Here is a 25,053-nt window from a genome sequence, read left to right as displayed (position 1 = left end):
TATCCGCCGCTGTCCTGGCCCGACCGACGGTCACCGACGACGGTGTGCTGCCGGGCGCGCCTCGGCACAAATCCGCCTGGTAGCTGAGAGTCTTCCTCGCATGCTGTCTTCCGAAGTCGTGCCGCACAGGTCGAGCAGCCCCGCGCTGACAGCCGCCGGGTCCGCCGACTTCACCGAAGCCTGGCTGGACAACCGGCGGCTGTCAGCGCACACCCGCGACGCGTACCGACGAGATGTCGCCGGCTGGCTGAGCTGGTGCGGGAGCCGAGACCTCGATCCGCTGCGGGCCACCTTCCTCGACGTCAACGCCTACGCCCGTCAGTTGGAGGCGACGCTGGGGCGCCGCAGTGGCCGCCCGCTCACCCCGGCCACCGTCGCCCGCCGCCTCTCCGCCTTGTCGAGCTGGTACGAGTTCCTGGTCAAGCTGCAGGCCGTCGGAACCAATCCGGTGGCCGCCGCCGACCGCCCGCGGATCGACCGGGACCACTCCGCCACCGTCGGGTTGACCCCCGACGAGGTCGATGCGCTGCTGGCCGCGGCCGACGCCGACACCGGACCGACCGCCATCCGGAACCGGGTCACCATCGCCCTGCTGGCCGATCTGGGGCTGCGGGTCGGCGAACTGATCTCGCTGGACCTGACCGACCTGGGTACCGAGCGTGGACATCGCAGCATCCGCTTCGTCGGCAAGGGCGGCAAGATCCGTCGCCGCGCCCTCACCCCCGGCACCGCGTATGCGGTGGACGCCTACCTGGCGGCCCGGGCCGCCGCCGAGGGGTTGAGCGTGCCGGAGTTGACCGGTCCACTGCTGGTCACCGGTACCGGTGCGCGGTTGGACCGGAACGCGGTGTTCCGGCTGGTCCGCCGACTCGCCCGGGCAGCCGGCATTCACGCCTGGGCGAGGCTGTCGCCGCACTCGCTGCGGCACGCGTTCGCCACCACTGCCCGCGCCGAAGGGGTGTCCCTGGAAGACGTGCAGGACGCGATGGGACACGCGGACCCGCGTACGACCCGTCGCTACGACCGGGACCGGCACAACCTCGACCGTGATCCCGCGTACGTCATCTGGGCGGCCCGTGCCCGGCGGAGCGGCCGACGGGACGGGATCGGTGCGGCGAACGTCTCCTGAGGCGCGGGCTCGATCGGCCCTGGTCGGCGGCTGACGGAGCGTCGGTGAAGGGACCCGTCTGAAGACGCGGGAACGGTGGCCGCGGGCCCGGCGGTGCAGATGGCTGGAACGACCGACCCCGCTAACCGGTGCGGGACAGGTACCGGTACGCCCGCCCGCGCCACCTGGCCCCTGACCGGCGACGCCATCGACATCCAGCGCCGGCCAGAGATCGAACCAGCGCAGATTCGCCACCGAGGGCAGCCACGATCGTCGCCTGCGATGCGGTGGGCGTCGCCTGGATACTCGCTTGCGTGTGGGGCCACTGCCCAGCATCGTCAACGCGGTGAGCGACATACCGCAGCGGTGGACCCAGGCCGGCGTCTACCCCGACATGTGGGCGGATCCCGACGAGGATCCCCGAAACAACGACGGGACCAGCCCGGACGGTGAGTTGGCGACGCTGCAGGACTTCCTGACGAACTACCGGCTGACCCTGAAGATGAAGTGCGAGGGGTTGGACCCGGAGCAACTGGCTCGTCGGTCGGTTCCTCCGTCTACCATGTCGTTGCTCGGACTTCTCCGCCATCTGGCCGAGGTGGAACGGGACTGGCGGAACTGGATCCGGCCAGCGAACCCAGCGCCGAAACTGTACGGAGCGAATGATGCGGATTTCGACGGAGCCGTCGCTGAGCAGGCGGTAGTCGACGGCGCATTCACCGATCTCGCCCGCGAGCAGGCGGCCACCGACACCGCATTGGCCGCGCATCCGGATCTGGGTGAGCGGGTGGGGAAGGACGGCTTCGCCGTCCGCGAACTGTGGGTCCACCGGATCGAGGAGTACGCCCGACACTGCGGGCACGCCGATCTGCTACGTGAACGCATCGACGGCCGAGTCGGGCAGTAGAGCTGGACGGTCTCCGTCCGCCGACGGACGACCACCGGCCTCACCGGTCGTTCCGGGGACGGTCGGCGACCCCGAGTACGTGGGCGTTGATCGCGGTGACGAGAGGCCCCAACTCGCTGATCTCGACAACGTCGACCCCGCCCCCGCGCAGGGTCTCCACACCGTCGCAGTCGGCGAAGAGGAGCGGCTCCCGCAGGGCCAGCACCACCCGCGCGACGCCGGCGTCGAGTAGCAGGTCGGTGCAGGGATCCGGCCGTGACCTGCGGGCGGTACACGGCTCCATCGAGGTGTAGATCGTCGCCTCGGACAGGTCCAGGTCGGCGCGGCCGGCGAGCTTGGCCAGCGCGGCTTCCTCCGCGTGGTAGTGCGGGTCGGTCTCCCCGGTGTACCCGGTGGCGAGCGCGATGCCGTGCCGGTCGAGGATGATCGCGCCGACGGCGTAGTGGGTCGGCGAGAGTGGCGAGAGACGAGACAGTTCGATGGCCGCCCTGAGCCATCGCCGATCCTGTGCGGTGATGCCGTTCATGCCCGCCCATAACGATCCGTCCCGGTCCGTCGCCCACGCCGGGCCGACCAGGTCACCCGAGCCGCCGACGGTCACCACGCCGGCGACGCGGTGCCGACTCCTGTCCCGTACCTGCGATGTACGTCCCAACCTCCCGAGCCCTTCGGTGTCCGGCCACCCCGCACTCCGTACGCCCCGGCCGGGGTCAGGGGAGTGGCCTCCGGTTCGATTCGCACACCGCACGGTGGAAGACGACGACGCCATCATGAACGAGATCGCCCGCCGGATGGTCGCCGGGGCGGATGTCCGACGAGGATCAACAGCATGCCGCCACCGACGCCCGCAGGCACTCGGAGCGGATCTGGCCGAGCAGACCGTCGCGACGTACCGAGCCGATCGGGCGGGGGGCCCCCCCCCCCCCCCCCGCCGGGGGGGGGGGGGGGGGGGGCCCCCCCCCCCCCGGGCGGGGGGCCCCGGGGCGGTGGGGGGGGCCCCGCGGCCCGGCGCGGGGGGGGGGGGGGGGGGCGGGGGCGGCCGCTCAGACGTCGCGGCGGCGTACCACGATCAGGGCGACGACGATCGCGACCACCGGCCAGGCGGCGTAGACGATCCACGACCCGGCGACGTCGGGCCGGTAGAAACCGTCATCCGGCGGCGGTACCCACATCGCGGTCAACCGTTGCCATGCCGTGAGCACCATCGCATGGTTGATCTCGGCGGTCCACTGCGTCCGGATCGAGAAGAACTGCGGCAGCATCAGCAGGGTGAGGATGCCGGTGACCATCGTGGTGGGGGCGTGCCGGATCAGGACTCCGAGGCCCAGTCCGATCAGCGCGCAGACCGTGGGGAGCAGCGCGGACGCGGCCAGGGCGCGCAGCGCGACCGGTTCGGTGATCGATACCGCCGCGCCCCGTCCACTCAGGATGGCCTGGGAGACCGCGAACGCGCCGCTCGCGGCGAGGGTGCCGACCACTGTCCAGAGCACGGCCACCACGACCGCCTTGGCCAGCACCACCGAGCCGCGGGCCGGCACCGCGACGGTGGTGGTGCGGATCAGGCCGCTGCCGTACTCGCCGACCACCACGATCGCGCCCGCGCTGACCGCGACGAGTGCCAGTGCCCAGTAGCCCATCAGCGGAAACGCGTCGGAGAGCGCGAACATCGGCTCTCGCTGCGCCTCCGGGCTCATGTTCGGGAAGTCGCGGTAGTCGTCGAGCGCCTCCATGGTGGCGGTGCCGACGACAAAGAGCGTGCTGAGCAGCAGCGTCCAGGGTGTCGAGCGCAGCGACCAGACCTTGATCCACTCGGCGGCGAGCAGGTCACGGAACCGGGCAGGTGGCGCGGCGAGCGCTTCGGCGCGGCGTGCCGGAGTCGGTGCCGAGGTGACGGTGCCGGGGCTCATCGGGGCTGCCCCGCCAGGTATTCGACGCGGTCGGCGGTGAGTTCCATGAAGGCGTCCTCCAGTGAGGCGGTCCGGGTGGCCAGTTCGTGCAGGACGATCCGGTGGTCGAAGGCGAGCGTGCCGATCTGCTCGGCCAGCAGCCCGGTGACGGTCAGCGTGGGTACCTCGCAATCGACCCTCTCCCGCGCCTCCACCCACGCCCCGGCGGCGGTCAGCAGCGCGGTGAGTTCGGCGGCCCGTGGGGTACGCACCAGCACGCTGCGCCGGCTGCTGCCGGCGGCGAAGCCGGCCAGCGACTCGGCGGCGACCAGCCGGCCCCGGCCGATCACGACGAGCTCGTCGGCGGTGTTCTCCATCTCGGTCATGAGGTGGCTGGAGAGGAAGACCGTCCGGCCCTCGGCGGCGAGCCGGCGGAACAGGTGCCGGACCCAGCGCACCCCCTCGGGGTCCATCCCGTTGATCGGCTCGTCGAAGAGCAGCACCGGCGGGTCGCCGAGCAGCGCCGTGGCGATGCCGAGTCGCTGCTTCATGCCGAGGGAGAACCCGCCGACGCGCTGCCGGGCCACCTCGGCAAGGCCCACCTCCCGGAGCACCTCGTCCACCCGGCGCGGCGGGATGCCGTTGCTGCGGGCCAGAGCGGACAGGTGTGCCCGGGCGCTGCGTCCGCCGTGCACGTGGTTCGCGTCGAGCAGGGCGCCGACGTGCCGCAGCCCGCGCCGGTGGGTCCGGAACGGCACGCCGCCGACCGTGGCGGTGCCCCGGGTCGGCGCGTCCAGACCGAGGATCATCCGCAGCGTGGTGGTCTTGCCCGCACCGTTCGGACCGAGGAAGCCGGTGACGTGCCCGGGCCGTACCGTGAAGGAGAGGGCGTCGACGGCGGTCTTGCGACCGTATCGCTTGGTCAGGTCGTTGACTTCGATCACGACCGCAACGCTGCCGAATCGGGCGGCCCGGCACATCGGGCCGGCGGGGGCAACCGTCCGGGCGGCGCCAGCCTGCGGGATTACGTCCGTGGACGGATGCCGCACCGGCCGGCCGGTGGCTAGTCTCGCCGCGTGGACGCCACCCCGCGCCTGCTCCGGCCACCGCTGCGCCACCGCCTGCCGGCGGGGGTGCGGACGGCACTGGTCTGGTGCGGAATCGCCGCGTTCCCCGTGCTGCTGGCCCTTACCGTGACAATCGTCTCAGACGGTCCCGGCCGCTACGACAACATGCTGGAGACGATCCCCCGGTACGCGCTGCCGGCCCTGGTGATGGCGCTGCCCGCCGTCCTGCTGCGGCGCAGCCCGCTGGCGACCCTGGCGTTGATGCTGCTCGGGTCGGCGGCGATGACGGTGATGATCCACTCGTGGCACCAGGACTACCTGGCCGAGCTGCGGTATCTGCAACTGCTGGCGATCAACCTGGTCGTCGGGTTCGTCGCGGCGACCAGGTCCCGCCCGCTCTCGGTGACCGTTGCCGTACTGACGCTCTGCGCCGAGATCCTGATCGGCTACCTGGACCTCGGCGACAACGCCGTCTTCCAACCGGAGATCCCCACCCTGGGGATGCTGGCCACCTGGATGATCGGCAACTCGGTGCGGGCCCGGCGGCGGTACGCCGAGGCGCTGCGGTCGCAGGCCACCACCCAGGCGGTCACCGCCGAACGGCTGCGGATCGCCCGCGAACTGCACGACATGGTGGCGCACAGCATCGGCATCATCGCGATCCAGGCCGGGGTGGGTAGCCGGGTGATCCAGACCCAGCCGGCCGAGGCCGGCGCAGCGCTGCGGGCGATCGAGACGACCAGCCGGGAGACTCTTGCCGGCCTGCGCCGGGTGCTCGGCGGGCTGCGTCAGGCGGACCCGTCCGACCCGGCGCCCCGGGATCCGGCGCCCGGGCTCGCCGATCTCGACCGGCTGGCCGAGGCGACGGCGGAGGTCGGGGTCCGGGTCGAGCTGTGCCGGCGGGGGAAGCGGCGGCCGCTGCCCGCCGACATCGAGCTGTCCGCGTACCGGATCGTGCAGGAGGCGGTGACCAACGTCGTCCGGCACGCCGGTACGCCACGGTGCCGGGTCACGCTCGACTACCGGGAGCACGACCTGCACGTCGAGATCGTCGACGAGGGGCGCGGCGGGCCGGTCGCGGCCAGCGGGTTCGGGATCGGCGGGATGCGGGAGCGGGTCGCCCTGCTGCACGGCGACTTCACGGGCGGACCGGTCCCCGGCGGCGGTTTCCGGGTGGCGGCCCGGCTGCCGCTGCCGGAGACCCGGGCGGTGCCGGCATGAGCGTCCGGGTACTGCTCGTCGACGACCAGCCGCTGGTCCGCTCCGGGCTGCGGGTCCTGATCGCCGACACCCCCGACCTGTCGGTGGTCGGCGAGGCGGGCACGGGTGCGGAGGCCGTCGAGCTGGCCCGGGCCGTCCGGCCCGACGTGGTGGTGATGGACATCCGGATGCCCGGCATGGACGGTATCGAGGCGACCCGGCAGATCGTGGCCGGTGACGGAGCGACCCGGGTACTCGTGCTGACCACCTTCGACGAGGACGAGCACGTCTACGGCGCACTCCGGGCCGGTGCCAGCGGTTTCCTGGTCAAGGACATGGCCGTGGACGACATCCTCGGGGCGGTCCGGGTGGTTGCCGCTGGTGACGCTCTGATTGCACCGAGTGTTACCCGCCGGCTGATCGCGGGCTTCGTCGAGGCCGCCCCGCCGGCCGCCCGTCGGGTACGCCCGGTCGCCGGGATCACCGAGCGGGAGCGGGAGGTGCTGACCCTGATCGGGCAGGGGCGCTCGAACAGCGAGATCGCCGACGAGCTGTTCATCACGATGGCGACCACCAAGTCGCACGTGGCCCGGCTGCTGACCAAACTCGACGCCCGGGACCGGGTACAGCTCGTGATCATCGCGTACGAGCTGGGGCTGGTCGCGCCGGCCCGCTGACCGGTCTCCGGTGCCGCCCCGACACACCCGCGCGGATACCTCCGCCGACACCACCGGGCGTACCATCGCGGACATGGCGGACAAGGTCACGCTCAGCCTGAACCCGGACACGCTCGCCCGAGCCCGTGCCGCGGCGAAGCAGGACGGCCTGTCCCTGTCGGCCTGGATCGACCGCGCGGCCCGCAGGGAGGCGCTCCGCGCCGCGGCTCGGCAGCACGAGGCGTGGCTGGCCGCTAATCCGGAGGTCCGGGACGAACTCGACGCCTTCGACCGCTACGCCGACCGGGTCGACGCGGGCTGGTCCGATCTGGCCGGCGCCGCGTGAACCGGGGCGAGATCTGGACCGTCGGCGACCGTACCCAGCAGGCCAGACACCGGGTCATCGTGCTCTCCGGCGAGGGGCACAACGACCGGCCGTCCACCTCCCCGTACTGTGCCCCGATCGTCCGGCAGCGCGGCAGCAGCGAACTTCCGCCGTTCGTGGTGCCGCTGGCCGAGACGGATCCGGTCACCGGGGTCGTGGTGGTGAACCGGCTGCGCCGGGTTCCGGCGGCGGTGGCGGTGGAGCGGGTGGGGATGGCGACCGGCGCGAGCATGGCCCGGATCGGCGAGGCGCTGCGGGACCTGTTCGAGCTGTGACCACCAGGGCGGGCCACTAGTTCGGTCAGAGCGTCTGGGGGTGCTCGGCGGCGAGCATGACCCGGCGCAGCAGGTCGGAGAGGGTACGCCGCTCGTCCGCGGTCAGCGCGCCGAGCAGCCTGTACTCCTCGTCGCCGAGGATGTCCATCGCGCCGAGCCAGGCGGCCCGGCCCTGCTCGGTCAGCTCGATGTCGACCCGGCGCCGGTCGGTGGCCGACGGTGTCCGCCGGACGAAGCCGCGGGCGACCAGGGCGTCGATCCGGGCGGTGACCGAGGGCGGCGCCAGGTTGAGGTCGTCGGCGAGCTGGGACGGCACCGCCCGGCCGTGTCGGCCGGCGAGCGCGTGCAGGGTGTCGAACTCCGGCCGCTGGAGGTCGAAGTCGACCAGCGACTTCTCCCGGACCCGGCGCAGGTGCTGGGCCAGCAGTTTCGCCCGGGTCACCGTGCCCTCCACGTCCGGGTCGAGGTCGGGTAGCACGGGCAGCCAGCGCGCGACGTGCCCGTCGGTCCAGTCCTCCTGGTGCTCCACGCGACGATCCTACGTCGAAGCGGAATTATTCGTTGACGAAAGATTCGGCTTCGAAATAATCTCCGAGCCGTGACCCACCCGCTCCGGCTGCGCGCCTTCCAATTGCTCTTCCTTGGCCGTACGCTCTCCGCGCTCGGCGACGCCGTCGTGCCGGCCGCGCTCGCCCTCGCCGTGCTGCGAGCCACCGGTTCCAGCTCCGCCCTGGCCCTGGTGCTCGGCTGTGCGATGGTGCCGAGACTGCTGCTGCTACCCCTCGGCGGAGTACTCGCCGACCGGCTCGATCCCCGGATCGTGGCCATCGGCAGCGACCTGGTCCGCTGCGCCGCCCAGGTCTTCATCGGTGTCGAACTGCTCGGCGGCGATCCGACCCTGCTGTCGATCGCCGTCGCCTCGGCGGTCGGTGGGGTCGCGTCCGCCTTCGCGATGCCCACCACCTCACCGCTGGTCGCCGGCGTGGTCGACGCGTCCGGCCGGCAGCGGGCCAACGCGGCGCTGGGCGCCGCCCGCAGCGTCACCGGCCTGGCCGGACCGGCGCTGGCCGGCGCGTTGATCTGGGCCGCCGGCCCCGGCTGGGCGTTCGTGCTCGACGGCGCCAGCTTCGCGGTCAGCGCCGCCCTGCTGGCCGTGCTCCGGGTACGCCGGACCCCGGTGCGGCGCCGCCCACTCCTCGCCGACCTGCGGGAGGGCTGGTCCGAGGTCCGCTCCCGCGACTGGTACTGGAGCAGTCTGGTGGCGCACGCGGTCTGGAACGGCGTGGCGGCGGTGCTGGTCACGCTCGGCCCGGCGGTGGCGATCGACCGGCTGGGCGGCGAGGGCGTCTGGGTCCTGGTCCTCGAGGCGGGTGCGGTCGGTCTGCTGGTCGGCTCCCTGCTGGCCGGACGGGCCCGGCTGCGCCGGCCGATCCTGGTGGCCAACCTGGGACTGGCCACGTACGCGCTGCCGCTCACCCTCTTCGCGGTGGCCGCTCCGGCCTGGACCGTGGTGGTCTCGTACGGCGTCGCGCTGGCCGCCCTCGGCTTCCTCAACCCGATCTGGCAGACCGTCGTCCAAGCGGAGATCCCGCCGCACGTGCTGGCCCGGGTCACCTCCTACGACTGGCTGCTCTCGCTCGCCGCGATGCCCCTCGGGTACGCGCTCGCGCCGCTCGCCGCCGATGCCTGGTCGCCCACCGTGCCACTGGCGCTGGCCGCCGTCGCGGTCGCGGTGGCCTGCCTCGGCACCGCCGCGGTCCCCGGGGTGCGGCGCCCGGTCGGCGCCGGGCCGGAAGCCGCACCGGAAGCCGCGCCGGTCGCGGCGGTCCGCTGACCGGTCGCCCCGCGCCACCGGCCCGGAGCGGGGAAAACCGCTTGGACGCGCCGGCCAGACTGACCGGGTGGGAGACATCCTGACCCTGGGCTGGACGGTCCGCGCCGAGCCCGTCGACGGGCCGGTGGCGCGTGCCCTGCTCCGTGACTACTACACCGAGATCGTCAGCCGGTACCATCGCCGGCCGACCGACGACGCTGAGATCGACCAGGTGCTGGCGGACGAGCCGAGCGACGACCTGACCCCGCCGACCGGGCTGTTCCTGGTCGGCTGGTACGACGGCGAGCCGGCCGGTTGTGCCGGGGTACGGCTGGGTGACCTGCCGTACCCCGAGGTGACCCGGGTGTTCGTCCGGGCCGGCGCGCGACGGCGCGGGGGCGGAGCACGGCTGCTCGCCGCCGTGGAGGAGGCGGCGGCGCACGGGGCGACGACGATGCGGCTGGACACCCGGCACGACCTGGTGGAGGCCCGGGCGCTGTACGCCAGGCACGGCTACCGGGAGGTGCCGGCCTACGCGGTCTCGCCGTACGCCGACCACTGGTTCGAGAAGCGGCTCGGTTGACGTCGTGTGGTCGGGGTTGACGCCGGAGCCGTGGGCGCGGTAATAAGGAAGAGAACTTGAGTCACCTCGACTCAACTTAACCTTCGGCCAGGAGAACCGAGGAGGATCGACGATGTTGATGCGTACCGACCCGTTCCGCGAGATCGACCGGATCGCCGAGCACTTCTTCGGCACCACCAGCCGCCCGGCGGTCATGCACCTGGACGCCTACCGCGACGGCGACTACTTCTACGCGGCCTTCGACCTGCCCGGCGTCGACCCGGAGAGCATCGAGTGCACGGTGGAGCGCAACGTGCTCACCGTCCGCGCCGAGCGGCGCCGACCGACCGGCGACAAGGTGGAGCTCGTCGCCGCGGAACGTCCGATGGGGGCCTTCACCCGGCAGCTCTTCCTCGGCGACACCCTCGACACGGACAAGCTCGAGGCGGGCTACGAGGGCGGCGTGCTGACCCTGCGCATTCCGGTGGCCGAGCGGGCCAAGCCGCGCCGGGTCGAGGTCACCGTCTCCGGTGCCGGCCCGCGCCAGCTCAACTCCTGATTCCCGCCTACCACCGACGCGCGCCCGTCCGGTCGACACCTGGACCGGCGCGCGTCGGCCGTCCCGGGGCCGGCGACGGCAGGAGCAGTGAGCCGAGTCGGCCGGCGCGCACCCGCGCACGATTATCCCGGTATTTCCGAGAGTTGGAGATCGCCGGGCGCGTCTTCGAGGTCTCGGGCGAATGGTCTGAAAAACTTTCTCGCGTGTCCCGATCCACACTGGTCCGCCGGTCGACACCCCGATCGGTGTCGATGTCCGCCCCGGCCGACTTCACCGAGGCATGGCTGCGTAACCGTCGGTTGTCCGAGCACACCCGGGCCGCGTACCGGCGGGACATCGCCGGCTGGCTCGGCTGGTGCGGCGGCCGGGCACTCGACCCGCTCGGCGCGACATTCCTGGACGTCAACACGTACGCCCGGGAGCTGGAGTCGAACGTCGATCCGCGCAGCGGCCGCCCGCTGACCGCGGCCACGGTGGCCCGGAAGCTCTCCGCGCTGTCCAGTTGGTACATGTTCCTCGGCAAGCTCGGGGCGGTGCCGGGCAATCCGGTCTCCGCTGCCGACCGCCCCCGGGTCGACCGGGACCACTCCGCCACCGTGGGCCTGACCTCGGACGAGGTCGACGCGCTGCTCGCCGCCGCCGAGGCCGACACCGGCCCCACCGCGCTGCGCAACCGGGTGGTGCTGGCCCTCCTCGCCGACCTCGGGCTCCGGGTCGGCGAACTGGTCTCGCTGGACCTGGCCGACCTGGGCCGGGAGCGGGGGCACCGCAGCGTGCGGTTCGTCGGCAAGGGCGGCCGGGCCCGCCGCCGGGCGCTGACCCCGGGTTCGGCGTACGCGGTGGACGCCTACCTGGCCGCCCGCGCGATCGTGGCAGGGCGGCCGATGGAGCAGTTGACCGGCGCGCTGCTGGTGACCGCCACCGGCAACCGGCTCGACCGGCACGCCGTGTTCCGGCTGGTCCGCCGGCTGGCCCGGGTGGCGGGCATTCCGGCCTGGGAGCGGCTCTCCCCGCACTCGCTACGGCACGCCTTCGCCACCTCGGCCCGGGCCGAGGGGGTGCCGCTGGAGGACGTGCAGGACGCGATGGGGCACGCCGACCCGCGCACCACCCGCCGGTACGACCGGGACCGGCACAACCTGGACCGGGATCCGGCGTACGCGATCTGGGCGGCCCGGGCCCGCCGCCGGAACTGACGCGGCGGGCATTCAGGTCCGCCTGCTCGGTCCTGGGCCCGCAGGCAGCTGCGGAACGGCTGACTGGCCGGATCGGTGAGCACCGCCACCGGTCATCTCCCAACCGGGCGCCCGGGAGTAGAACTCGGCGTGCGCGCGGGGATCCGGGCTGTCCAGGTTGACCAAGATGAGGTCGCCGATCTTTTCCGTGCCGGCCAGCCTGCCCGCCGTACCTGACACCTCCTGTCAGGTCCGGCGACCGGGTCCGCGCGCCGCCGGTCTGCCGGGCCCGGGGCGGTTTAGCAGAGCAGGTCCAGTTCGTGGTGTGCCTCCGCCGCGATGTCCGCGCCGCGTAGCCAGCGCCGCCCCCAGAGCCGGGCGGCCACCTCCGCCGTCTCGTCGCCGCCGGCCGCCTGCTCGACCAGCAGCGCGGTGGCCAGCGCGTACGCCATCCGCAGCGCCAGCCCGCGCGCCCCGGCCAGCACCGCGACCGACTCCGGGGCCACCTCGGCGAGCGAGTTCCGCAGTTCCGCCGTCGTGCCGGCGAGCGCGTCGGCCAGCGCCGGGTGCAGCCGTCGGGCGGTGTCGGTAGCGGCGTCCAGCCGGGCCAGCAGTGGGGTGGCGGCGTCCTCCCGGAGCACCGCCCGGAGCACGTCCAGCGCGAGCACGTTGGTGGTGCCCTCCCAGATCGGCAGCACCTGGGCGTCCCGCAGCAGCCGGGGCACGCCGGTGTCCTCCACGTATCCGGCGCCGCCGAAGCACTCGACGTACTCGCTGGCCGAGGAGACCGCCAGCCGTCCGGTGGCGAGTTTGGCCAACGGCGCCACGATCCGCAGTTCGGCCGCGGCGGCCGGATCCGCGCCCACCTCGACCCGGCCGAGCAGCGCGAACGCGTGCCCGGCCAGCACGAACGCCCCGGCGGCGTCCACCGCCAGGGTGCCCAGGGTGGCCCGGTGCAGCGGTGCGGTGATCAACCGTCCGCCGGCCACCTGGCGGGCGTCGGCATACGCCAGGGCGTACCCGAGTCCCCGGCGCATGCCGGCCGCGGCCGCCGCCGCGTTGTGCAGCCGGGTCACCACGACCAGCGTCATCGCCCGGCTCAGACCCGGCACGGACGGGTCACCCAGCGGCCAGGCGTACGCGTCGCGCAGCCCGATCTCGGCGGTCGGCAGTGCCCGGGTACCGAGCTTGTCCTTGAGCCGGTGCACGGTGATCCCCGGCGCCGGGGCGTCCCGCTCGGCACCCGGCCCGGCCAGCGGCGAGTCGGCGGCGTAGCGGGGGACCAGAAACGGCACCAGCACCCGGCTGCCCACCCCGGCGTCCTCCGGGCGGGCCAGCGCGACCGCCAGCTCCGCGTCGGCGGCCGAACAGAACCACTTCTCGCCGGTGAGCCGCCAGGAGCCGTCGGCGGCGGGCCGGCCGGTGGTGGTCGACCGGGCCAGGTCGGAGCCGCCCTGCGACTCGGTCATCCACTGCCCGCTGCTGACCGCCGTCGCCGGGTCGGTGGCGGTGAGCCGGGGCAGCCAGGCGTCCCGGAGCGCCGGATCGACCTCGGGGCGGGCGAGCAGCGCGGCGGCGCCGTCGCTCATCGCCACCGGGCAGGAGAAGGTGGCCGACTCCGGACCGTAGAGGTGCAGCAGGGCGTGCTGGACGACCCGGGCCGCCGCTCCCCAGGTGCTGCGGGCCTGCGCCAGGTACGGCAGCGCGACCACGGCGTGCCGGGCGGCCGCCGCGCGCTGGGCCTGCCAGCCTGCGGAGGTCTCGATCCGGTCGATCCGGGCCCCCCACGGACCGTAGCGGACCAGGGTCGGTGGGTGCACTTCCGCGTCGGCGTGCGCGGCCCGCAGCGGGCCGGTGACATCGGTGGCGAGCGCGGCCAGCCGGTCCGCCGCGGCCGCGTGTCCGTCCGGGCCGAGCTGGTGGTCCAGCCAGGACCGCAGCAGCCGGTCACTGAAGTACGGGTCGGCGGGTGGCGGGACCGACTGGACGTAGCGCTGCATGGTCGTCGTCCTCGAGGGGCGAGGGCCGGCCGGCGGGCCGGCGAAGCTGGCGGGGATGGTCCCGACCGTAGACCACGGCGGCCGGTGGCGCCGACCGAGCCGATCATGGTCGGCGGGTGCCGACCCGGGCGGTTCGGCACCCGCCGGACGCGGCGGCTATCTACCGTCGGTGGCATGGGCTACGAGCTGCCCGGCGGGCGCGGGGGACGGCGACCACGCCGGCTCCGGGGCGTGCTGTCGGTGGTCGCGGTCGGCCTCTTCGTCTGCTGTGTGGGCGCGGCCGGCCTCGGGGCCTGGAACTACCAGCACGTCCGGCAGTCCTCCGGTGCGGCCCAGGAGGCTGCGGAGGCGTTCCTGCAGGAGGTGACCAGCGGCGACGCGGGCGGCGCCTACGATCGGCTCTGCGTCGACACCCGCGAGCGGTGGAGCCGGGACGAGTTCGAGCGACGGCTCTCGGTGCCACCGACGATCACCCGGTACGCCATCGAGGACGTCACCGTCGCCAGCGACCGGGGCCAGCTCCGGGCGACCGCGACGGCGAAGCTGACCCGCCGCTCCGGTGCGGTGGACCGGCGGGAGATGCCGATGATCAAGGACGGCGACGAGTGGCGGGTCTGCGGCGACCCGTTCTGACCCCGACCGGGCGGGCCGGCTCCGACGTCAGCGGCTCTCGCCCAGGTCACCGGAGCGGAAGTGTCGCCGGCAGAGCACCTGGTAGCGCACCTCGGCCGCCTCGACGGTGTCGCCGATGACCACCTGCTCGCCCTGCCGGGCCACCGCGCCGCCGACCACCCGGGCGTTGAGCTGCCCGGGGCGTCCACACCAACAGAGCACCTCGACCTGGATCCGGGACACCTCGTCGGCAAGTTCGAACAGCCGCTGCGCCGCCGGGAACAGGCAGGACCGGAAGTCGCTGGCCAGGCCGAACGCGAAGACGTCCACGTCGTAGCAGTCGACCAGCTCGGCCATCTGCTCGACGTGCCGCACGGTGTAGAAGCAGGCTTCGTCGCAGATCAGGTAGTCGAGCCGGTCGCCCTCGGCCCACCGGCCCCTGACGAGTTCACAGAGGTCGAGGTCTTCGGTGACCTCGATAGCCTCGTGCGCCAGGCCGATCCGGGTGGTGATCTGCGGGCCGAGGGAACGGTCGATTCTGGTCAGCACCAGTCCGCGCCGACCCTGCCGGGCGTGGTTGTAGTTCATCTGCAGGGCCATGGTCGACTTGCCACAGTCCATCGGTCCCCAGAAGAACTTCAGGGCGGCGCCCTGACGTAACCGGCCGTCGCCGGCAGCGAAGCACGCCTGGGCGAGCGCGGACTCGTCGCCGGCGGACAGGGTCGGGCTGGTGCGGCTGTCGTCGGTCACGGTCGGGGAGCCTAAGCCACCAGGTGTTTCCGGCTCGACCCGCCGTGTCGTTGGCCACTCTGGTCGGCCGGCGTCCGCCAGGCCGCGGCCCAACCTGTCGGACCGCGACTCAGCCCGGGCCGGAATCCCGGTCCGGCAGCCGGCTGGTGATCCCGGCCCGCTCGTCCGCCGGGAGCGCCGGCACGAGGTGCCGGTCGACGAGGCGCCGCAGGCCGGCGGCGAGGGCGGGGTCATCCTGCACCAGGTTCCGCAACCGGCACTGCCAGGTGTCGGCGAGGGCGCGTTCCAGGGCGGGGTCGCCGGCCTGGCGGGCGGCGAGCACCTCGGCGCGTACCTCGGTCAGGTCGGCGGCCACGTCGTCCGCCTCCCCGGGCCGGACCTGCCGCCAGAAGGCCACCACCTCGGCCCGGGCCGCCGGCCAGCCGGCATCGGCCATCGCGCCGACCAGTGCCATACCGGCCGTCACCTCGATCGGCTCCATTCCGCGCCTCCTGCCCACGTGCCGCCCCGGGCCCACCCGCGCCCAGAGGGGGCCGCCGGTCGGCCCGTGGGGCCAGCTGGGGCGGGCCGCCCGGGCCGACGCGGCAGCCGGTGGACTGCGGCGGTGCACTGCCGGTCAGAGCCGTTCCGGCGGGGTGTTGCCGGCGGCGACGATCGCCCGCCGGATCGGCACGGCGGCCAGCAGCACGAACCCGATCACGAAGAACGCCAGGAGCGAGATGATCGCCACCCGGTAGCTCTCGGTCATCCCGTACGCCAGCCCGAACAGCAGCGGCCCGAGCCAGCTCGTACCCTTGTCGGAGATCTCGTACAGCCCGAAGTACTCGGCCTCCTTGCCCTTCGGGATCAACTGGCTGAACAGCGACCGGCTCAGCGCCTGGCTGCCGCCGAGCACGATGCCGATCCCGCCGCCGAGCAGCACGAACGGCAGCGCCTGGTTGGCCGGCAGCCGGAACGCGACCGCCAGCACGACCGTCCAGAGCACCAGGCTGATCAGGATCGTCTTCCAGGCGCCGATCCGCTTCGCCAGCGCGCCCATGCCGAGGGCGCCGAAGAAGGCGAGGAACTGCACCATCAGGATGGTCGGCACCAGGACGTCGTCGGAGAGTTTCAGCTCCTCGGTGCCGTACACCGCCGACAGCGAGATCACCGTCTGGATGCCGTCGTTGTAGACCAGGTAGGCGACCAGGAAGAACAACGTCAACGGGTACGCCTTGAGGCTGCGCAGGGTGTGCCAGAGCTGGCGGAACCCGTCGAGCAGTACCGGTCCCTGTGCCGGGCCGGCGACCGGCGGCCGGTTGCGCAGCCGGATCAGCGGGATGGTGGTGAACGCCGCCCACCAGATGCCCGCCGACACCATGCTGTACCGGGCGACCTCGCCGGTGTCCATCCCGAGCGAGTCCTTGAACAGCACCGCCGCGACGTTGATCGCCAGCAGCAGACCGCCGCCGATGTAGCCGATCGCCCAGCCGATGCTGGAGACGCTGTCACGTTCCTCCGGACCGGCTATCTGCGGCAGGAACGAGTAGTAGACGACGATGCTCGCCCCGTAGGAGATGTTGGCGACCAGGAACAGCCCGGCGCCGAGCAGGTAGCGGTCGCCGGTCAGGAACAGCAGCCCGATGGTGGCCGCCGAACCGATGTAGGCGAAGAGCGCCAGCATCTCCTTCTTGCGCGGCGACCGGTCGGCGACCGCACCGACCAGCGGCAGCACGAAGACGGTCAGGAACACCGACAGCGACACCATGTACGGGAAGAGCGAGCCGGGCGCGATGTCGATGCCGAGCAGGCTGACCCGCCCGCCCCGGCACGGGTCGTCCGAGGCGCAGCCGGCGGCCGCCTTCGCGATCGAGGTCAGGTACGGGCCGAGGAAGACGGTGATCACCGTCGTGTTGAAGGCCGAGTTCGCCCAGTCGTAGAAGTACCAGCCGACCCGCTCGTGCCGGGTGCTGGGTGGCGCGTCCGGCGCCGTCACGGGGATGGTCTCGGCCATGTCGGTCCTTCGGTATCGGGGTCGGGCGGGCCTGCACCGGCCGACCTACCGATCGGACGGCCAGTGACCGCGGCTCTGGTACGCCTCGCGCAGCACGTCGACGTGATCGGTCATGATGCCATCCACACCGAGGTCGAGTAACTCGTTCATCTCGGTGATGTCGTCGATGGTCCAGACGTGCACCTGGAGACCGAGCCGGTGCACGTAGTCGACGAACCGCCGATCGACCACCTTGACCCCGCGGTAGCGGACCGGCACCTGGGCGGCGACCACCGTCGGCGGCAGCATCAGCCGCCGGTTGGCCAGCGAGGCGAGCCGTACCCGGGCCACCCCGCGCAGCCCGAGCGAGGTGGCGATCTTCGGCCCGGCCAGGATCCGCAGCCGGGCCAGCCGGGCGTCGCTGAACGAGGCGAGCAGCACCCGGTCGCCGGCCCCGGACCGGTCGACGGTACGCACGGTGGGCGCGACCGCGCCGTCGGCCTTCACGTCGACGTTGAACCGGATCTGCGGCCAGGCGCCGAGTACGTCGTCGAGCCGGGGTACCGCCGCCGCCCCGCCGACCCGGATCGTCTTCAGGTCCGCCCAGCGCAGTCCGGCGATCCGGCCGTGCTCCCCGGTCATCCGGTGCAGGGTCGCGTCGTGGAAGACCACCGGCACCTCGTCGGCGGTGGCGTGCACGTCGGTCTCGACGTACCGGTAGCCGAGCTGGACCGCCCGGGCGAACGCCTCCGTGGTGTTCTCGTCGCCGCGTGCGGCGCCGCCACGGTGCGCGAACGCCAGCGGTGTCGGCGCGTCGAGGTAGGCGAAGTCCCGGATCACGGTGCGAGTATGCCCGGCCCGGTTGGCCGTGCGGTGACCGGAGGGCGGCGCTTTCCCCCGCCCGACGGGAACTCTTCCGGGCGGCGAACGCCACCTGGACGGCGCGGTGCCCGCGCCCCGACTTCCGGCCACCTGGGCAGGACGGACCGCGAGGGCAGGTCGGCGACGGTTCAGTAGGCTGCTCGCCATGCGGCTGCTCGCCATCGACTTCGGCACCTCCAACACCGTTGCCGTGGTGCGGGGCGCCGACAGCCGGGCCCGGCCGCTGCTCTTCGACGGCAGCCCGCTGCTGCCCTCGGCGGTCTGCCTCGACCCGGCCGGCACGCCGCTGACCGGACGGGACGCGTTCCGGGCGGCCCGGCTCGACCCGGCCCGGTTCGAGCCGGCCCCGAAACGGCGGATCGACGACGGGGCGGTGCTGCTCGGCGACCGGGAGGTGCCGGTCACCGAGCTGGTCGGCGCGGTGTTGCGGCGGGTCTCGGCCGAGGCGTACCGGCAGCTCGGCGGGGTCGACGAGGTCCGGCTCACCCATCCGGCCCGGTGGGGGGAGCGCCGTCGCGACGTGCTGGTCGCCGCCGCCCGCGCCGCCGGGCTGCCGCCGCCCCGGCCGGTCGCCGAGCCGGTCGCGGCGGCGGCCTACTATCCGGCGGTACTCGGTACGGTGGTGCCGCCCGGCCGGTCGCTGGCCGTCTACGACCTGGGCGGCGGCACCTTCGACGCCGCCGTGGTCCGCCGCACCGTCGACGGCTTCGACGTGCTGGCCGAGTCCGGCCTGACCGATCTGGGCGGGCTGGACTTCGACGAGGCCCTTGTCGAGCACCTCGGCCGGGGCTACGCCGGCGGCCGGACCGAGCTGTGGCACGGCCTGCTGAGCCCGGCCGACGCGGGGCAGCGCCGGGCGCGGGAACTGCTCTACGACGATGTCCGGGCGGCCAAGGAACTGCTGTCCCGGGCCGCCAGTGCCGAGCTGCACCTGCCGGCGCTGGACCTGCGGGCGCATCTGACCCGGGACGAGCTGGAGTCGCTGATCCGCCGGCAGCTCCAACAGACGGTGAACTGCCTGGCCCGGACGATCGCCGCTGCCCGGCTGGACCCGGCCGACCTGGTCGGGATCTTCCTGGTCGGCGGCTCCAGCCGGATTCCGCTGGCCGCCCGGCTGATCCACGCCGAGTTGGGCGTCGCCCCGACCACCCTGGAGCAGCCGGAGACGGTGGTCGCCGAGGGAGCCCTCCGGCTCGACGACCCACCGGCCCGGCCCGCACCGGCCCCGGGCGGGTCGGCCCGTGATGGATCGGCTCCGGCCCGGGCGGTGACGCCGCTGCGGCCGGCGCCCGCCCAGCCCGAATGGCCGGCGCCCGCCCAGCCCGGTCAGCCCGGGGCGCAGCCGGCCGGCCGGTTCTGGACCGGGACGACCGGACTGGTCTGGACCGGGACGCTGGCCCTGCTGGTGGTCGCCGCGCTCGTCGTGCTGGTCGCGGTCGTCACCGCCGGGCCCGGCTGACCCGGGGACAGGCCGGGACGCGACCGGGCCGGCGATCCGCCCCCGTGCCGGAGGAGGGACCGCCGACCCGTCGGGTTGGCGCGGTCGCCGCGTTATCGCGGTTTGCGGTCAGGCCGGAGACTCGGTGCGGGCGCCGGCCCACTGGGTGTGGAAGCTGCCCTCGGTGTCGACCCGCTGGTAGGTGTGGGCACCGAAGTTGTCCCGCAGGCCCTGGATCAGCGCGGCCGGCAGCCGGTCCCGCCGCAGCCCGTCGTAGTAGGAGAGCGAGGAGCCGAAGGCGGGGGCGGGCACGCCGGCCTGGGCGGCGTAGCTGACCACCCGCCGCCAGCTGGCGACGCTCTCCGCGACCCCCTGCACGAAATACGGCGCCACCAGCAGCGTCGGCAACTGAGGGTCGGCGTCGTACGCCTCCCGGATGCGGTTGAGGAACCGGGCCCGGATGATGCAGCCGCCCCGCCAGATGGTGGCCAGCGCCGCCGGGTCGATGTCCCAGCCGTACTCCTGGCTGCCGGCCCGGATCTGGTCGAAGCCCTGCGCGTAGGCGACGATCTTCGACGCGTACAGCGCCTTGCGGACGTCCTCCACGAACGCGTCCCGGTCCACCTCAGCGGTCGGCGCCTCACCGCCCGCGTCGGCGTACGCCCGGGCCGCGGCGGCCCGCTGGTCGGCGTGCCCGGACAGCGAGCGGGCGAACGTCGCCTCGGCGATCCCGGTGATCGGCACGCCCAGGTCGAGCGCGCTCTGCACCGTCCACCGGCCGGTGCCCTTCTGCTCGGCCTGGTCGAGGACGATGTCGACGAACGCCTTGCCGGTGCCGGCGTCCACGTGCCCGAGCACGTCGGCGGTGATCTCGATCAGGAACGACTCCAGGTCGCCCTCGTTCCAGCCGGCGAAGATCTTGCCGATCTCGGCCGGTGTCGCACCCAGCCGCTCCCGGAGCAGGTCGTACGCCTCGGCGATGAGCTGCATGTCGGCGTACTCGATGCCGTTGTGCACCATCTTCACGAAGTGCCCGGCACCGTCCGGCCCGATGTGTGCGCAGCACGCCACCCCGTCGACCTGGGCGGCGATCGACTCGAAGATCGGCCCGAGCTTGCGGTACGCCTCGACCGAACCGCCCGGCATGATGCTCGGGCCGAGCAGCGCACCCTCCTCGCCGCCGGAGACACCGGTGCCGACGAAGTGCAGCCCGTGCTCGCGCAGCGTCTCCTCCCGCCGCCGGGTGTCGGCGAAGTGGGCGTTGCCGCAGTCGATCACGATGTCGTCGGGTTCAAGCAGCGGGATCAGCTCGTCGATGACGGCGTCGGTGGGTCGGCCCGCCTTCACCATCACGATGACGGCGCGGGGCCGCTCCAGCGAGGCGACGAAGTCGGCCAGCGACTCGCTCGGCACGAACGTCCCCTCGTCCCCGTGCTCGGCGACCAGGCTCCGGGTCCGCTCCGGCGACCGGTTGTGCACCGCCACCCGGTGACCGTGCCGGGCCAGGTTGCGGGCCAGGTTGCGGCCCATCACCGCCAGCCCGGTCACCCCGATCTGGGCCGTGGCGCCGGTGCCGCCACTCGTCGTCTCCGCCATCTTGCCGCTCGCTTCCTTCTGGGCCAGGTACGGCCGGTTGCCAGTTCCCGTGCCGGCGTCGGAGAAGCGCGCGGAATCCCGCAGCAGGGCGGAAGGCCCGGTGTTCCTCAGCGCTCGTCCGGCAACCAGAACCGGGCAAGCGTACTCGTCGCCGGGTCGTCGGAGGCGGTCAGCGCCGACCACGGGTCGCCGTCGGCCGGTAGTTCCTCGCCGGCGTACCCGGCCAACTCGTCCGGGGCGACCGTCGCGGCGTCCGGCTCGGACAGCGGCGGCGGCACCGCGGCGTCCGGCTGGCCGAGCAGGGCGGGATCGGTCCACGGGAAGCCGTCGACCGGCTCTGGCGGTGCGCCGAGGTCGGGCAGCTCGGTCGACTCCCACCAGGCCGGTCCGATGTCGGCGTACGGGTCGAGGTCCGGGTCGGCGCCGACCGGCGGGTCCGCCGCGCCGAAGCCCTCCTCGGCGGGCACCTCGGAATAGCCGTCCGGCCCGAACCCCGACTCCTCCGCCGGGTACGGGTCCGGCTCGGCGTACGGGTCGGCGGTCGGCAGGTCGTCGTAGCCGAGCGGCATCGGCGGGTCGGCGGGCGCCCCGGACAGGTCGCCGGGGTCGGGGTCGGCGGCGCCGAACCCCTCGACCGGAAAGCCGCCGTCGTCGGGCTGGTCCGGGGTCAGGTCACCGAAGTCCTCACCTTCCGGGCCGCCGAACTCCGGCTGGTCGGCGGACCAGCCGCCCCAGTAGTCAGTCATGTGTCCGCCCTCGGTCCTCGGTGGCCGGGGCCAGCGCCCGGGCCCGCACCAGCACCTCGTCGACCTGCTTGACCCGGGCCCGAACCGTCTCCCGCTCCGCCTGCGTCACGGCCCGGCGCCGGGCCCGCACGGCGCTGTCCTCGGCCGCCGCCGCGTCGATCTCCGCGATCCGCTCGTCGAGCTGCCGCAGCCGGCGCTCGATCGCGTCGTCCAGTGCGAGGGTCAGCGCGTACTGCAGGTCGGTGAACCGGTTGGCGATCTCGTCCGACAGCGCGGCCCGGGCGTCGGCGACCACCTCCCGCAGCCACATCCGGGCCTGCTGCCGGTCGGTGTGCACCCGGCGCCGGTACAGGATGAAGCCGCCGGCGGCGAGCCCCAGGCCGAGCCCGGCGAACGGGATCAGCAGGCTGCCGCCGACCAGCGCGCCCGCGCCGAGCGCCGAGGCGCCGGCCATCGCGCCCCGGCCGGCCAGGAACGCCATCGACCCGGCAGACATCGCGATCATCATGTTGTCCGGGCCGCCGCCGTCCCGGCGTGGCTTGCTGGCCAGCGCGTGCCGCAGGGTCGCGTTGAGCCGCCCCAGCACGAACCGCAGTTCCTCCGGCTGGAACACCTCGGCGAGTACCCGCTCGCCGACCTGCCGGAACCGCACCTCCAGATCGTCGGAGAGCCGTACCGACAGCGCGTGCAACCCCTCGTCGACCTGCTGCGGCAGCCCCTTGAGCTCCTCGCCCCGGGCCTTGTCGATCCGGTTCAGGAACTCCTCCTGGAGGGTGCCGACGTAACCCCGGAGCAGCCCGGTCGCCTCCACCCGGGCCCGCTGCGTCTCGGTGCTCAACGCCAGCGACCACTGCCGCGACTCGGTACGCTTCCGCGCCGCCAGCGCCGCCCGGTCCTGCTTGATCCGGGCCAGGTCCGCCGGATCGGGGTCGGCGGCCCGCAGCCGGTCGCCGAGTTCCAGGTCGTACCGGACCAGTTCGCTGCGGACCGTGCGCAGCAGGTTCGCCTGCCGCAGCAGGTGCCCCCGAGCGGCCACTCCGATCAGGGCGTGCTGCAACTCGGCGATCCGGGACTCCCGGATCAGCTCACCGGCCGCCTCCGCCGGCATCGTCCGGGCCAGCTCGGCCAGCCGGGCCGAGACCGGAAACCACGACGCGCCGCCGAACCGGGGGGCGTGGGCCTGCAACTGCGCCCGGTTGTCGGCCAGGATCGTCCGCCAGCCCGGGTACGCGTCTGTCTTGGTCAGCGCGAAGACCACCAGGTTGACCCGCTTGCTCGCCTCGATCAGGAAGTCGAGTTCCGGCTGGGCGAACGGGGCGGCGGCGTCGACCACGAAGAGCAGGGCGGTGGCCCGGGCCGCCGCGTCCAGCGCGATCTGGGCGTGCGCCGGATCCAGCCCGCCGGTGCCCGGGGTGTCGACCAGGCTGAGATATTGCAGCAGTGGCGCCGGATGGGTCACCTCGATGTGCCGGGGCGGGCGCTGGTCGTCCGGCAGCCGGCCCAGCGGGGTGGCCCAGTCCCGCAGGTCGGACAGGCGCAGCGGCAGCGGCTCGCCCCGACCCGGCAGGAAGGCCCGGGCGCCGGCCTCCGGCCCGGGCACGAACTCCAGATAGCAGCAGGTGGCGACCGCGACGTCGACCGGCGACAGCCCGGGCACCCCGACCAGCGCGTTGACCAGGGAACTCTTGCCGCGTTTCGTCTCGCCGACCACCACGATCGAGGGGCGGGTCACCACCTGGCGGCGCAGCATGTCGACCTCGGCGGCGGCGTCCGGGGCGACCTTGCGCAGGAACGCCAGCCCGCCGTCGACCGCCCCGCCCAGCGCCGCGCCGAGCGCCGCCTCCGGGTTCCCGCCGCCACGCTGGGCCGGGGCGGCGGCACCCGACCCGGTGGCGGTACGGCCGGCGGTCACCGCGGGCTCCCCTCGGCGCGTACCCGCTGGGAGAGCAGGAAGAAGCCGCGGTGCGCCACCTGGGCCACCCGGGACTGCGCCGGACTCGCCCCGGCGACCGCGTACACCCGCCAGCGGGTGGCGGCCTCCAGCGCCGCCCGGGCCAACTGCTCCGGGGCGGCGGCCGGCAGGCTCAGGATCCATCGGGGGTCGGTGGAGAGCGCCAGCCGGGTCAGCTCCTGCTCCATCGGCTCCGGCAGCTCCACCGAGCCGGAGCTGACCAGCTGGGCCACCTCCAGCAGCCGCAGGCGGTGGTATTCCGGCTGTTGCAGCACCTGCTCGATCGCGTCCCGCAGCAGTTCCCGCTCCTCGGGCCGGGAAGCGTGGCTGGCCAGCTTCTCCAGGGTGGAGAGCCCCCAGCCGGCCTTGATCGCGTCGGTACGCCACCGGAACGCCTGGTCGAGGGTGTTGCGCAGCCGGGGGAACCCGGACGCCTGGAACAGCAGCCGCACCAGGTCGCCGCTGGCGAGCTGCGGCTGGGCGGCGAACTGGGCGATGGCGAAGCCGATGCCGTACAGGTCGAGCAGCCGCAGCAGCCGCTCCCGCTGCTCCCGGGGAACCGGGCAGTCCCGGGACGTGAACAGGTCGACCGAGGCGAGCAGCACCGCCCGCTCGCCGGCCGGCAGCCGGGCCATCGTCCGCAGCGCCTCGCAGTCGGCGGCGGTCAGCCGGCCAGCCTCGGTCGTCTCGGCCAGCAGCCCGACGATCGGCACCACCTCGGAGACCACCCGGCGCAGCACACCGGTCTGGTCGGCGGCCAGCGGGCCGGCCACCGGCCACGGGTCGGCCGCACCGCCGACCAGCTTGTCCACCTTGTTGAACAGGCCCAGCGAGTTGATCGGGTTGCTGGCCAGCCGGGCCGAGACCGACCGGAACGCCTCCAGCGCCGCCACGTCGTCGTCCCGGACCGACTGGGTGAAGACGTAGACGATCGCCTCGGCACCGGCGATCGCGCCGGCCGAATCGTCGTCGATGTTGTCGTCGAACGGGGCGGCCGCGGCCTCGAACAGGAACCGGCGGGCACCCGCGCTGACCGAGGTGTTCGTCGAGGCGAGCCCCGGGGTGTCCAGCACGGTCAGGTCGCGCAGGTGATCGCTGGTCAGCGTGACATCGACGTAGGAGATCTCGGCACGCGGCACGCCGAGCCGCTGCGGGATCATGCCGGCGTCGTCCAGCGGCAGGCTGAGCCGGCTGCCGTCCCGGCGTACCACGTCGACCCGGTCGGCGGTGCCGTAGCGGAACTGGGTGACGATCCGGGTGCACTCGCCGACCTCGGTCGGTGCCACCCGCCGGCCGATCAGCGCGTTGACCAGCGTCGACTTGCCGGCCTTGAGCCGACCGGCGATCGCCACCCGCAGCGGCTCGTCGAGCCGGCGGCGTACCCCCGACACCTGGGTTCCGGTAGCGGCGCCGAGTCGGGGACCGACCTCGTCACAGAGGCCGGCGACCCGGGCGCTGAGCGGACCTGCTCCCATCGCTCGTCAGCCGGCGGTGCGGTCGGCGACAATGGCAG

Annotated in this window: 25 protein-coding genes; 12 read left to right on the top strand and 13 right to left on the bottom strand. The window is 73.6% G+C overall.

All coding sequences use genetic code 11. The features are described 5' to 3' along the window. The first annotated feature begins 100 nt into the window (after positions 1–100). Together R6Y94_RS18620 and R6Y94_RS18615 are read left to right on the top strand one after the other, a co-directional pair. On the top strand, positions 101–1,129 hold the full coding sequence (locus R6Y94_RS18620) for a tyrosine-type recombinase/integrase (protein ID WP_318397139.1): 1,029 nt from the start codon (positions 101–103) through the stop codon (positions 1,127–1,129). Between the two features lie 325 nt (positions 1,130–1,454). Then, a complete protein-coding gene (locus R6Y94_RS18615; RefSeq protein ID WP_318397138.1) occupies positions 1,455–2,015 on the top strand; it encodes a DinB family protein in 561 nt (186 codons plus the stop codon). A gap of 40 nt (positions 2,016–2,055) precedes the next feature. On the opposite strand, the gene R6Y94_RS18610 is transcribed toward R6Y94_RS18615, so the two are convergent. The 3 genes from R6Y94_RS18610 to R6Y94_RS18600 form a co-directional block, all read right to left on the bottom strand. Continuing rightward, positions 2,056–2,541 (bottom strand): dCMP deaminase, encoded by a 486-nt coding sequence (locus R6Y94_RS18610; protein WP_318397240.1) that lies wholly within the window; start codon positions 2,539–2,541, stop codon positions 2,056–2,058. A 517-nt stretch (positions 2,542–3,058) separates the two neighbouring features. Next, positions 3,059–3,922 carry a hypothetical protein gene (locus R6Y94_RS18605; protein WP_318397137.1) on the bottom strand — a complete coding sequence of 288 codons (864 nt, stop codon included), beginning with the start codon at positions 3,920–3,922 and terminating at the stop codon, positions 3,059–3,061. Next, positions 3,919–4,881, bottom strand: a complete 963-nt coding sequence (locus tag R6Y94_RS18600) for an ABC transporter ATP-binding protein (protein WP_318397239.1) — start codon at positions 4,879–4,881, stop codon at positions 3,919–3,921. Before R6Y94_RS18600 ends, R6Y94_RS18605 begins: the two co-directional genes overlap by 4 nt. A 96-nt stretch (positions 4,882–4,977) precedes the next feature. Between R6Y94_RS18600 and R6Y94_RS18595 the strand changes: the two genes are divergently transcribed. The 4 genes from R6Y94_RS18595 to R6Y94_RS18580 all read left to right on the top strand — a co-directional run bounded on the left by R6Y94_RS18595 (position 4,978) and on the right by R6Y94_RS18580 (position 7,484). Beyond that, complete coding sequence (locus tag R6Y94_RS18595) at positions 4,978–6,189, top strand: sensor histidine kinase (protein WP_318397136.1); 1,212 nt, start codon at positions 4,978–4,980, stop codon at positions 6,187–6,189. Further along, complete coding sequence (locus R6Y94_RS18590; RefSeq protein WP_318397135.1) at positions 6,186–6,845, top strand: response regulator transcription factor; 660 nt, start codon at positions 6,186–6,188, stop codon at positions 6,843–6,845. Before R6Y94_RS18595 ends, R6Y94_RS18590 begins: the two co-directional genes overlap by 4 nt. 73 nt (positions 6,846–6,918) lie before the next feature. Beyond that, positions 6,919–7,170 carry a hypothetical protein gene (locus R6Y94_RS18585; RefSeq protein WP_318397134.1) on the top strand — a complete coding sequence of 84 codons (252 nt, stop codon included), beginning with the start codon at positions 6,919–6,921 and terminating at the stop codon, positions 7,168–7,170. Next, positions 7,167–7,484 (top strand): type II toxin-antitoxin system PemK/MazF family toxin, encoded by a 318-nt coding sequence (locus tag R6Y94_RS18580; protein ID WP_318397133.1) that lies wholly within the window; start codon positions 7,167–7,169, stop codon positions 7,482–7,484. Before R6Y94_RS18585 ends, R6Y94_RS18580 begins: the two co-directional genes overlap by 4 nt. Positions 7,485–7,509: 25 nt before the next feature. On the opposite strand, the gene R6Y94_RS18575 is transcribed toward R6Y94_RS18580, so the two are convergent. After that, positions 7,510–8,013 (bottom strand): MarR family transcriptional regulator, encoded by a 504-nt coding sequence (locus R6Y94_RS18575; RefSeq protein WP_318397132.1) that lies wholly within the window; start codon positions 8,011–8,013, stop codon positions 7,510–7,512. A 69-nt stretch (positions 8,014–8,082) separates the two neighbouring features. Here R6Y94_RS18575 and R6Y94_RS18570 point away from each other — a divergent pair, with 69 nt between their 5' ends. From R6Y94_RS18570 to R6Y94_RS18555, 4 genes are all read left to right on the top strand, one after another. After that, positions 8,083–9,318, top strand: coding sequence for an MFS transporter (locus R6Y94_RS18570; protein WP_318397131.1), 1,236 nt, complete (start codon positions 8,083–8,085; stop codon positions 9,316–9,318). Positions 9,319–9,385: 67 nt separating this feature from the next. Next, complete coding sequence (locus R6Y94_RS18565; protein WP_318397130.1) at positions 9,386–9,880, top strand: GNAT family N-acetyltransferase; 495 nt, start codon at positions 9,386–9,388, stop codon at positions 9,878–9,880. A 112-nt stretch (positions 9,881–9,992) separates the two neighbouring features. Next, the gene (locus R6Y94_RS18560; protein ID WP_318397129.1) at positions 9,993–10,418 is read left to right on the top strand and encodes an Hsp20/alpha crystallin family protein; all 426 of its coding nucleotides are present in this window, start codon (positions 9,993–9,995) and stop codon (positions 10,416–10,418) included. A 251-nt stretch (positions 10,419–10,669) separates the two neighbouring features. After that, a complete protein-coding gene (locus R6Y94_RS18555; RefSeq protein WP_318397238.1) occupies positions 10,670–11,614 on the top strand; it encodes a tyrosine-type recombinase/integrase in 945 nt (314 codons plus the stop codon). Positions 11,615–11,892: 278 nt separating this feature from the next. On the opposite strand, the gene R6Y94_RS18550 is transcribed toward R6Y94_RS18555, so the two are convergent. After that, positions 11,893–13,593, bottom strand: a complete 1,701-nt coding sequence (locus R6Y94_RS18550; RefSeq protein ID WP_318397128.1) for an acyl-CoA dehydrogenase family protein — start codon at positions 13,591–13,593, stop codon at positions 11,893–11,895. Between the two features lie 174 nt (positions 13,594–13,767). On the opposite strand from R6Y94_RS18550, the gene R6Y94_RS18545 reads away from it, so the two are divergent. Then, positions 13,768–14,226 (top strand): DUF4878 domain-containing protein, encoded by a 459-nt coding sequence (locus R6Y94_RS18545; RefSeq protein WP_318397127.1) that lies wholly within the window; start codon positions 13,768–13,770, stop codon positions 14,224–14,226. Positions 14,227–14,253: 27 nt separating this feature from the next. Here the strand turns inward: R6Y94_RS18545 and R6Y94_RS18540 are convergent, their stop codons facing one another. From R6Y94_RS18540 to R6Y94_RS18525, 4 genes are all read right to left on the bottom strand, one after another. Beyond that, on the bottom strand, positions 14,254–14,925 hold the full coding sequence (locus R6Y94_RS18540) for a thymidine kinase (RefSeq protein WP_412102808.1): 672 nt from the start codon (positions 14,923–14,925) through the stop codon (positions 14,254–14,256). Between the two features lie 139 nt (positions 14,926–15,064). Further along, positions 15,065–15,436, bottom strand: coding sequence for a hypothetical protein (locus R6Y94_RS18535; protein ID WP_318397126.1), 372 nt, complete (start codon positions 15,434–15,436; stop codon positions 15,065–15,067). Between the two features lie 135 nt (positions 15,437–15,571). After that, a complete protein-coding gene (locus tag R6Y94_RS18530) occupies positions 15,572–16,948 on the bottom strand; it encodes an MFS transporter (protein WP_318397125.1) in 1,377 nt (458 codons plus the stop codon). A gap of 45 nt (positions 16,949–16,993) precedes the next feature. Further along, positions 16,994–17,767 carry a glycerophosphodiester phosphodiesterase gene (locus tag R6Y94_RS18525; protein ID WP_318397124.1) on the bottom strand — a complete coding sequence of 258 codons (774 nt, stop codon included), beginning with the start codon at positions 17,765–17,767 and terminating at the stop codon, positions 16,994–16,996. A gap of 187 nt (positions 17,768–17,954) precedes the next feature. Here R6Y94_RS18525 and R6Y94_RS18520 point away from each other — a divergent pair, with 187 nt between their 5' ends. Continuing rightward, on the top strand, positions 17,955–19,268 hold the full coding sequence (locus R6Y94_RS18520; protein ID WP_318397123.1) for an Hsp70 family protein: 1,314 nt from the start codon (positions 17,955–17,957) through the stop codon (positions 19,266–19,268). A gap of 108 nt (positions 19,269–19,376) precedes the next feature. On the opposite strand, the gene gndA is transcribed toward R6Y94_RS18520, so the two are convergent. The 4 genes from gndA to R6Y94_RS18500 all read right to left on the bottom strand — a co-directional run bounded on the left by gndA (position 19,377) and on the right by R6Y94_RS18500 (position 25,015). Beyond that, the gene (gene gndA, locus R6Y94_RS18515; RefSeq protein ID WP_318397122.1) at positions 19,377–20,843 is read right to left on the bottom strand and encodes an NADP-dependent phosphogluconate dehydrogenase; all 1,467 of its coding nucleotides are present in this window, start codon (positions 20,841–20,843) and stop codon (positions 19,377–19,379) included. 107 nt (positions 20,844–20,950) lie between these two features. Next, the gene (locus R6Y94_RS18510) at positions 20,951–21,589 is read right to left on the bottom strand and encodes a hypothetical protein (protein WP_318397121.1); all 639 of its coding nucleotides are present in this window, start codon (positions 21,587–21,589) and stop codon (positions 20,951–20,953) included. After that, on the bottom strand, positions 21,582–23,501 hold the full coding sequence (locus tag R6Y94_RS18505; protein WP_318397120.1) for a dynamin family protein: 1,920 nt from the start codon (positions 23,499–23,501) through the stop codon (positions 21,582–21,584). Before R6Y94_RS18505 ends, R6Y94_RS18510 begins: the two co-directional genes overlap by 8 nt. Further along, positions 23,498–25,015: a dynamin family protein gene (locus R6Y94_RS18500; RefSeq protein WP_318397119.1), complete on the bottom strand. Its 1,518-nt coding sequence runs from the start codon at positions 25,013–25,015 to the stop codon at positions 23,498–23,500. Before R6Y94_RS18500 ends, R6Y94_RS18505 begins: the two co-directional genes overlap by 4 nt. Positions 25,016–25,053 lie beyond the last annotated feature (38 nt).

It is taken from the genome of Plantactinospora sp. KLBMP9567 (genome assembly GCF_033446045.1).
GTDB lineage: Bacteria > Actinomycetota > Actinomycetes > Mycobacteriales > Micromonosporaceae > Plantactinospora.
Note: the sequence above shows the minus strand (reverse complement) of the source record. Positions and strands in the feature narration are given on the sequence as shown.

Coding starts and splice junctions, on each gene's coding strand:
- R6Y94_RS18500 (WP_318397119.1), bottom strand. CDS start 25,015: ATGGGAGCAGGTCCGCTCAGCGCCCGGGTCGCCGGCCTCTGTGACGAG.
- R6Y94_RS18535 (WP_318397126.1), bottom strand. CDS start 15,436: ATGGAGCCGATCGAGGTGACGGCCGGTATGGCACTGGTCGGCGCGATG.
- R6Y94_RS18590 (WP_318397135.1), top strand. CDS start 6,186: ATGAGCGTCCGGGTACTGCTCGTCGACGACCAGCCGCTGGTCCGCTCC.
- R6Y94_RS18520 (WP_318397123.1), top strand. CDS start 17,955: ATGCGGCTGCTCGCCATCGACTTCGGCACCTCCAACACCGTTGCCGTG.
- R6Y94_RS18620 (WP_318397139.1), top strand. CDS start 101: ATGCTGTCTTCCGAAGTCGTGCCGCACAGGTCGAGCAGCCCCGCGCTG.
- R6Y94_RS18605 (WP_318397137.1), bottom strand. CDS start 3,922: ATGAGCCCCGGCACCGTCACCTCGGCACCGACTCCGGCACGCCGCGCC.
- R6Y94_RS18510 (WP_318397121.1), bottom strand. CDS start 21,589: ATGACTGACTACTGGGGCGGCTGGTCCGCCGACCAGCCGGAGTTCGGC.
- R6Y94_RS18560 (WP_318397129.1), top strand. CDS start 9,993: ATGTTGATGCGTACCGACCCGTTCCGCGAGATCGACCGGATCGCCGAG.
- R6Y94_RS18545 (WP_318397127.1), top strand. CDS start 13,768: ATGGGCTACGAGCTGCCCGGCGGGCGCGGGGGACGGCGACCACGCCGG.
- R6Y94_RS18530 (WP_318397125.1), bottom strand. CDS start 16,948: ATGGCCGAGACCATCCCCGTGACGGCGCCGGACGCGCCACCCAGCACC.
- R6Y94_RS18585 (WP_318397134.1), top strand. CDS start 6,919: ATGGCGGACAAGGTCACGCTCAGCCTGAACCCGGACACGCTCGCCCGA.
- gndA (WP_318397122.1), bottom strand. CDS start 20,843: ATGGCGGAGACGACGAGTGGCGGCACCGGCGCCACGGCCCAGATCGGG.
- R6Y94_RS18555 (WP_318397238.1), top strand. CDS start 10,670: ATGTCCGCCCCGGCCGACTTCACCGAGGCATGGCTGCGTAACCGTCGG.
- R6Y94_RS18610 (WP_318397240.1), bottom strand. CDS start 2,541: ATGAACGGCATCACCGCACAGGATCGGCGATGGCTCAGGGCGGCCATC.
- R6Y94_RS18600 (WP_318397239.1), bottom strand. CDS start 4,881: ATGTGCCGGGCCGCCCGATTCGGCAGCGTTGCGGTCGTGATCGAAGTC.
- R6Y94_RS18550 (WP_318397128.1), bottom strand. CDS start 13,593: ATGCAGCGCTACGTCCAGTCGGTCCCGCCACCCGCCGACCCGTACTTC.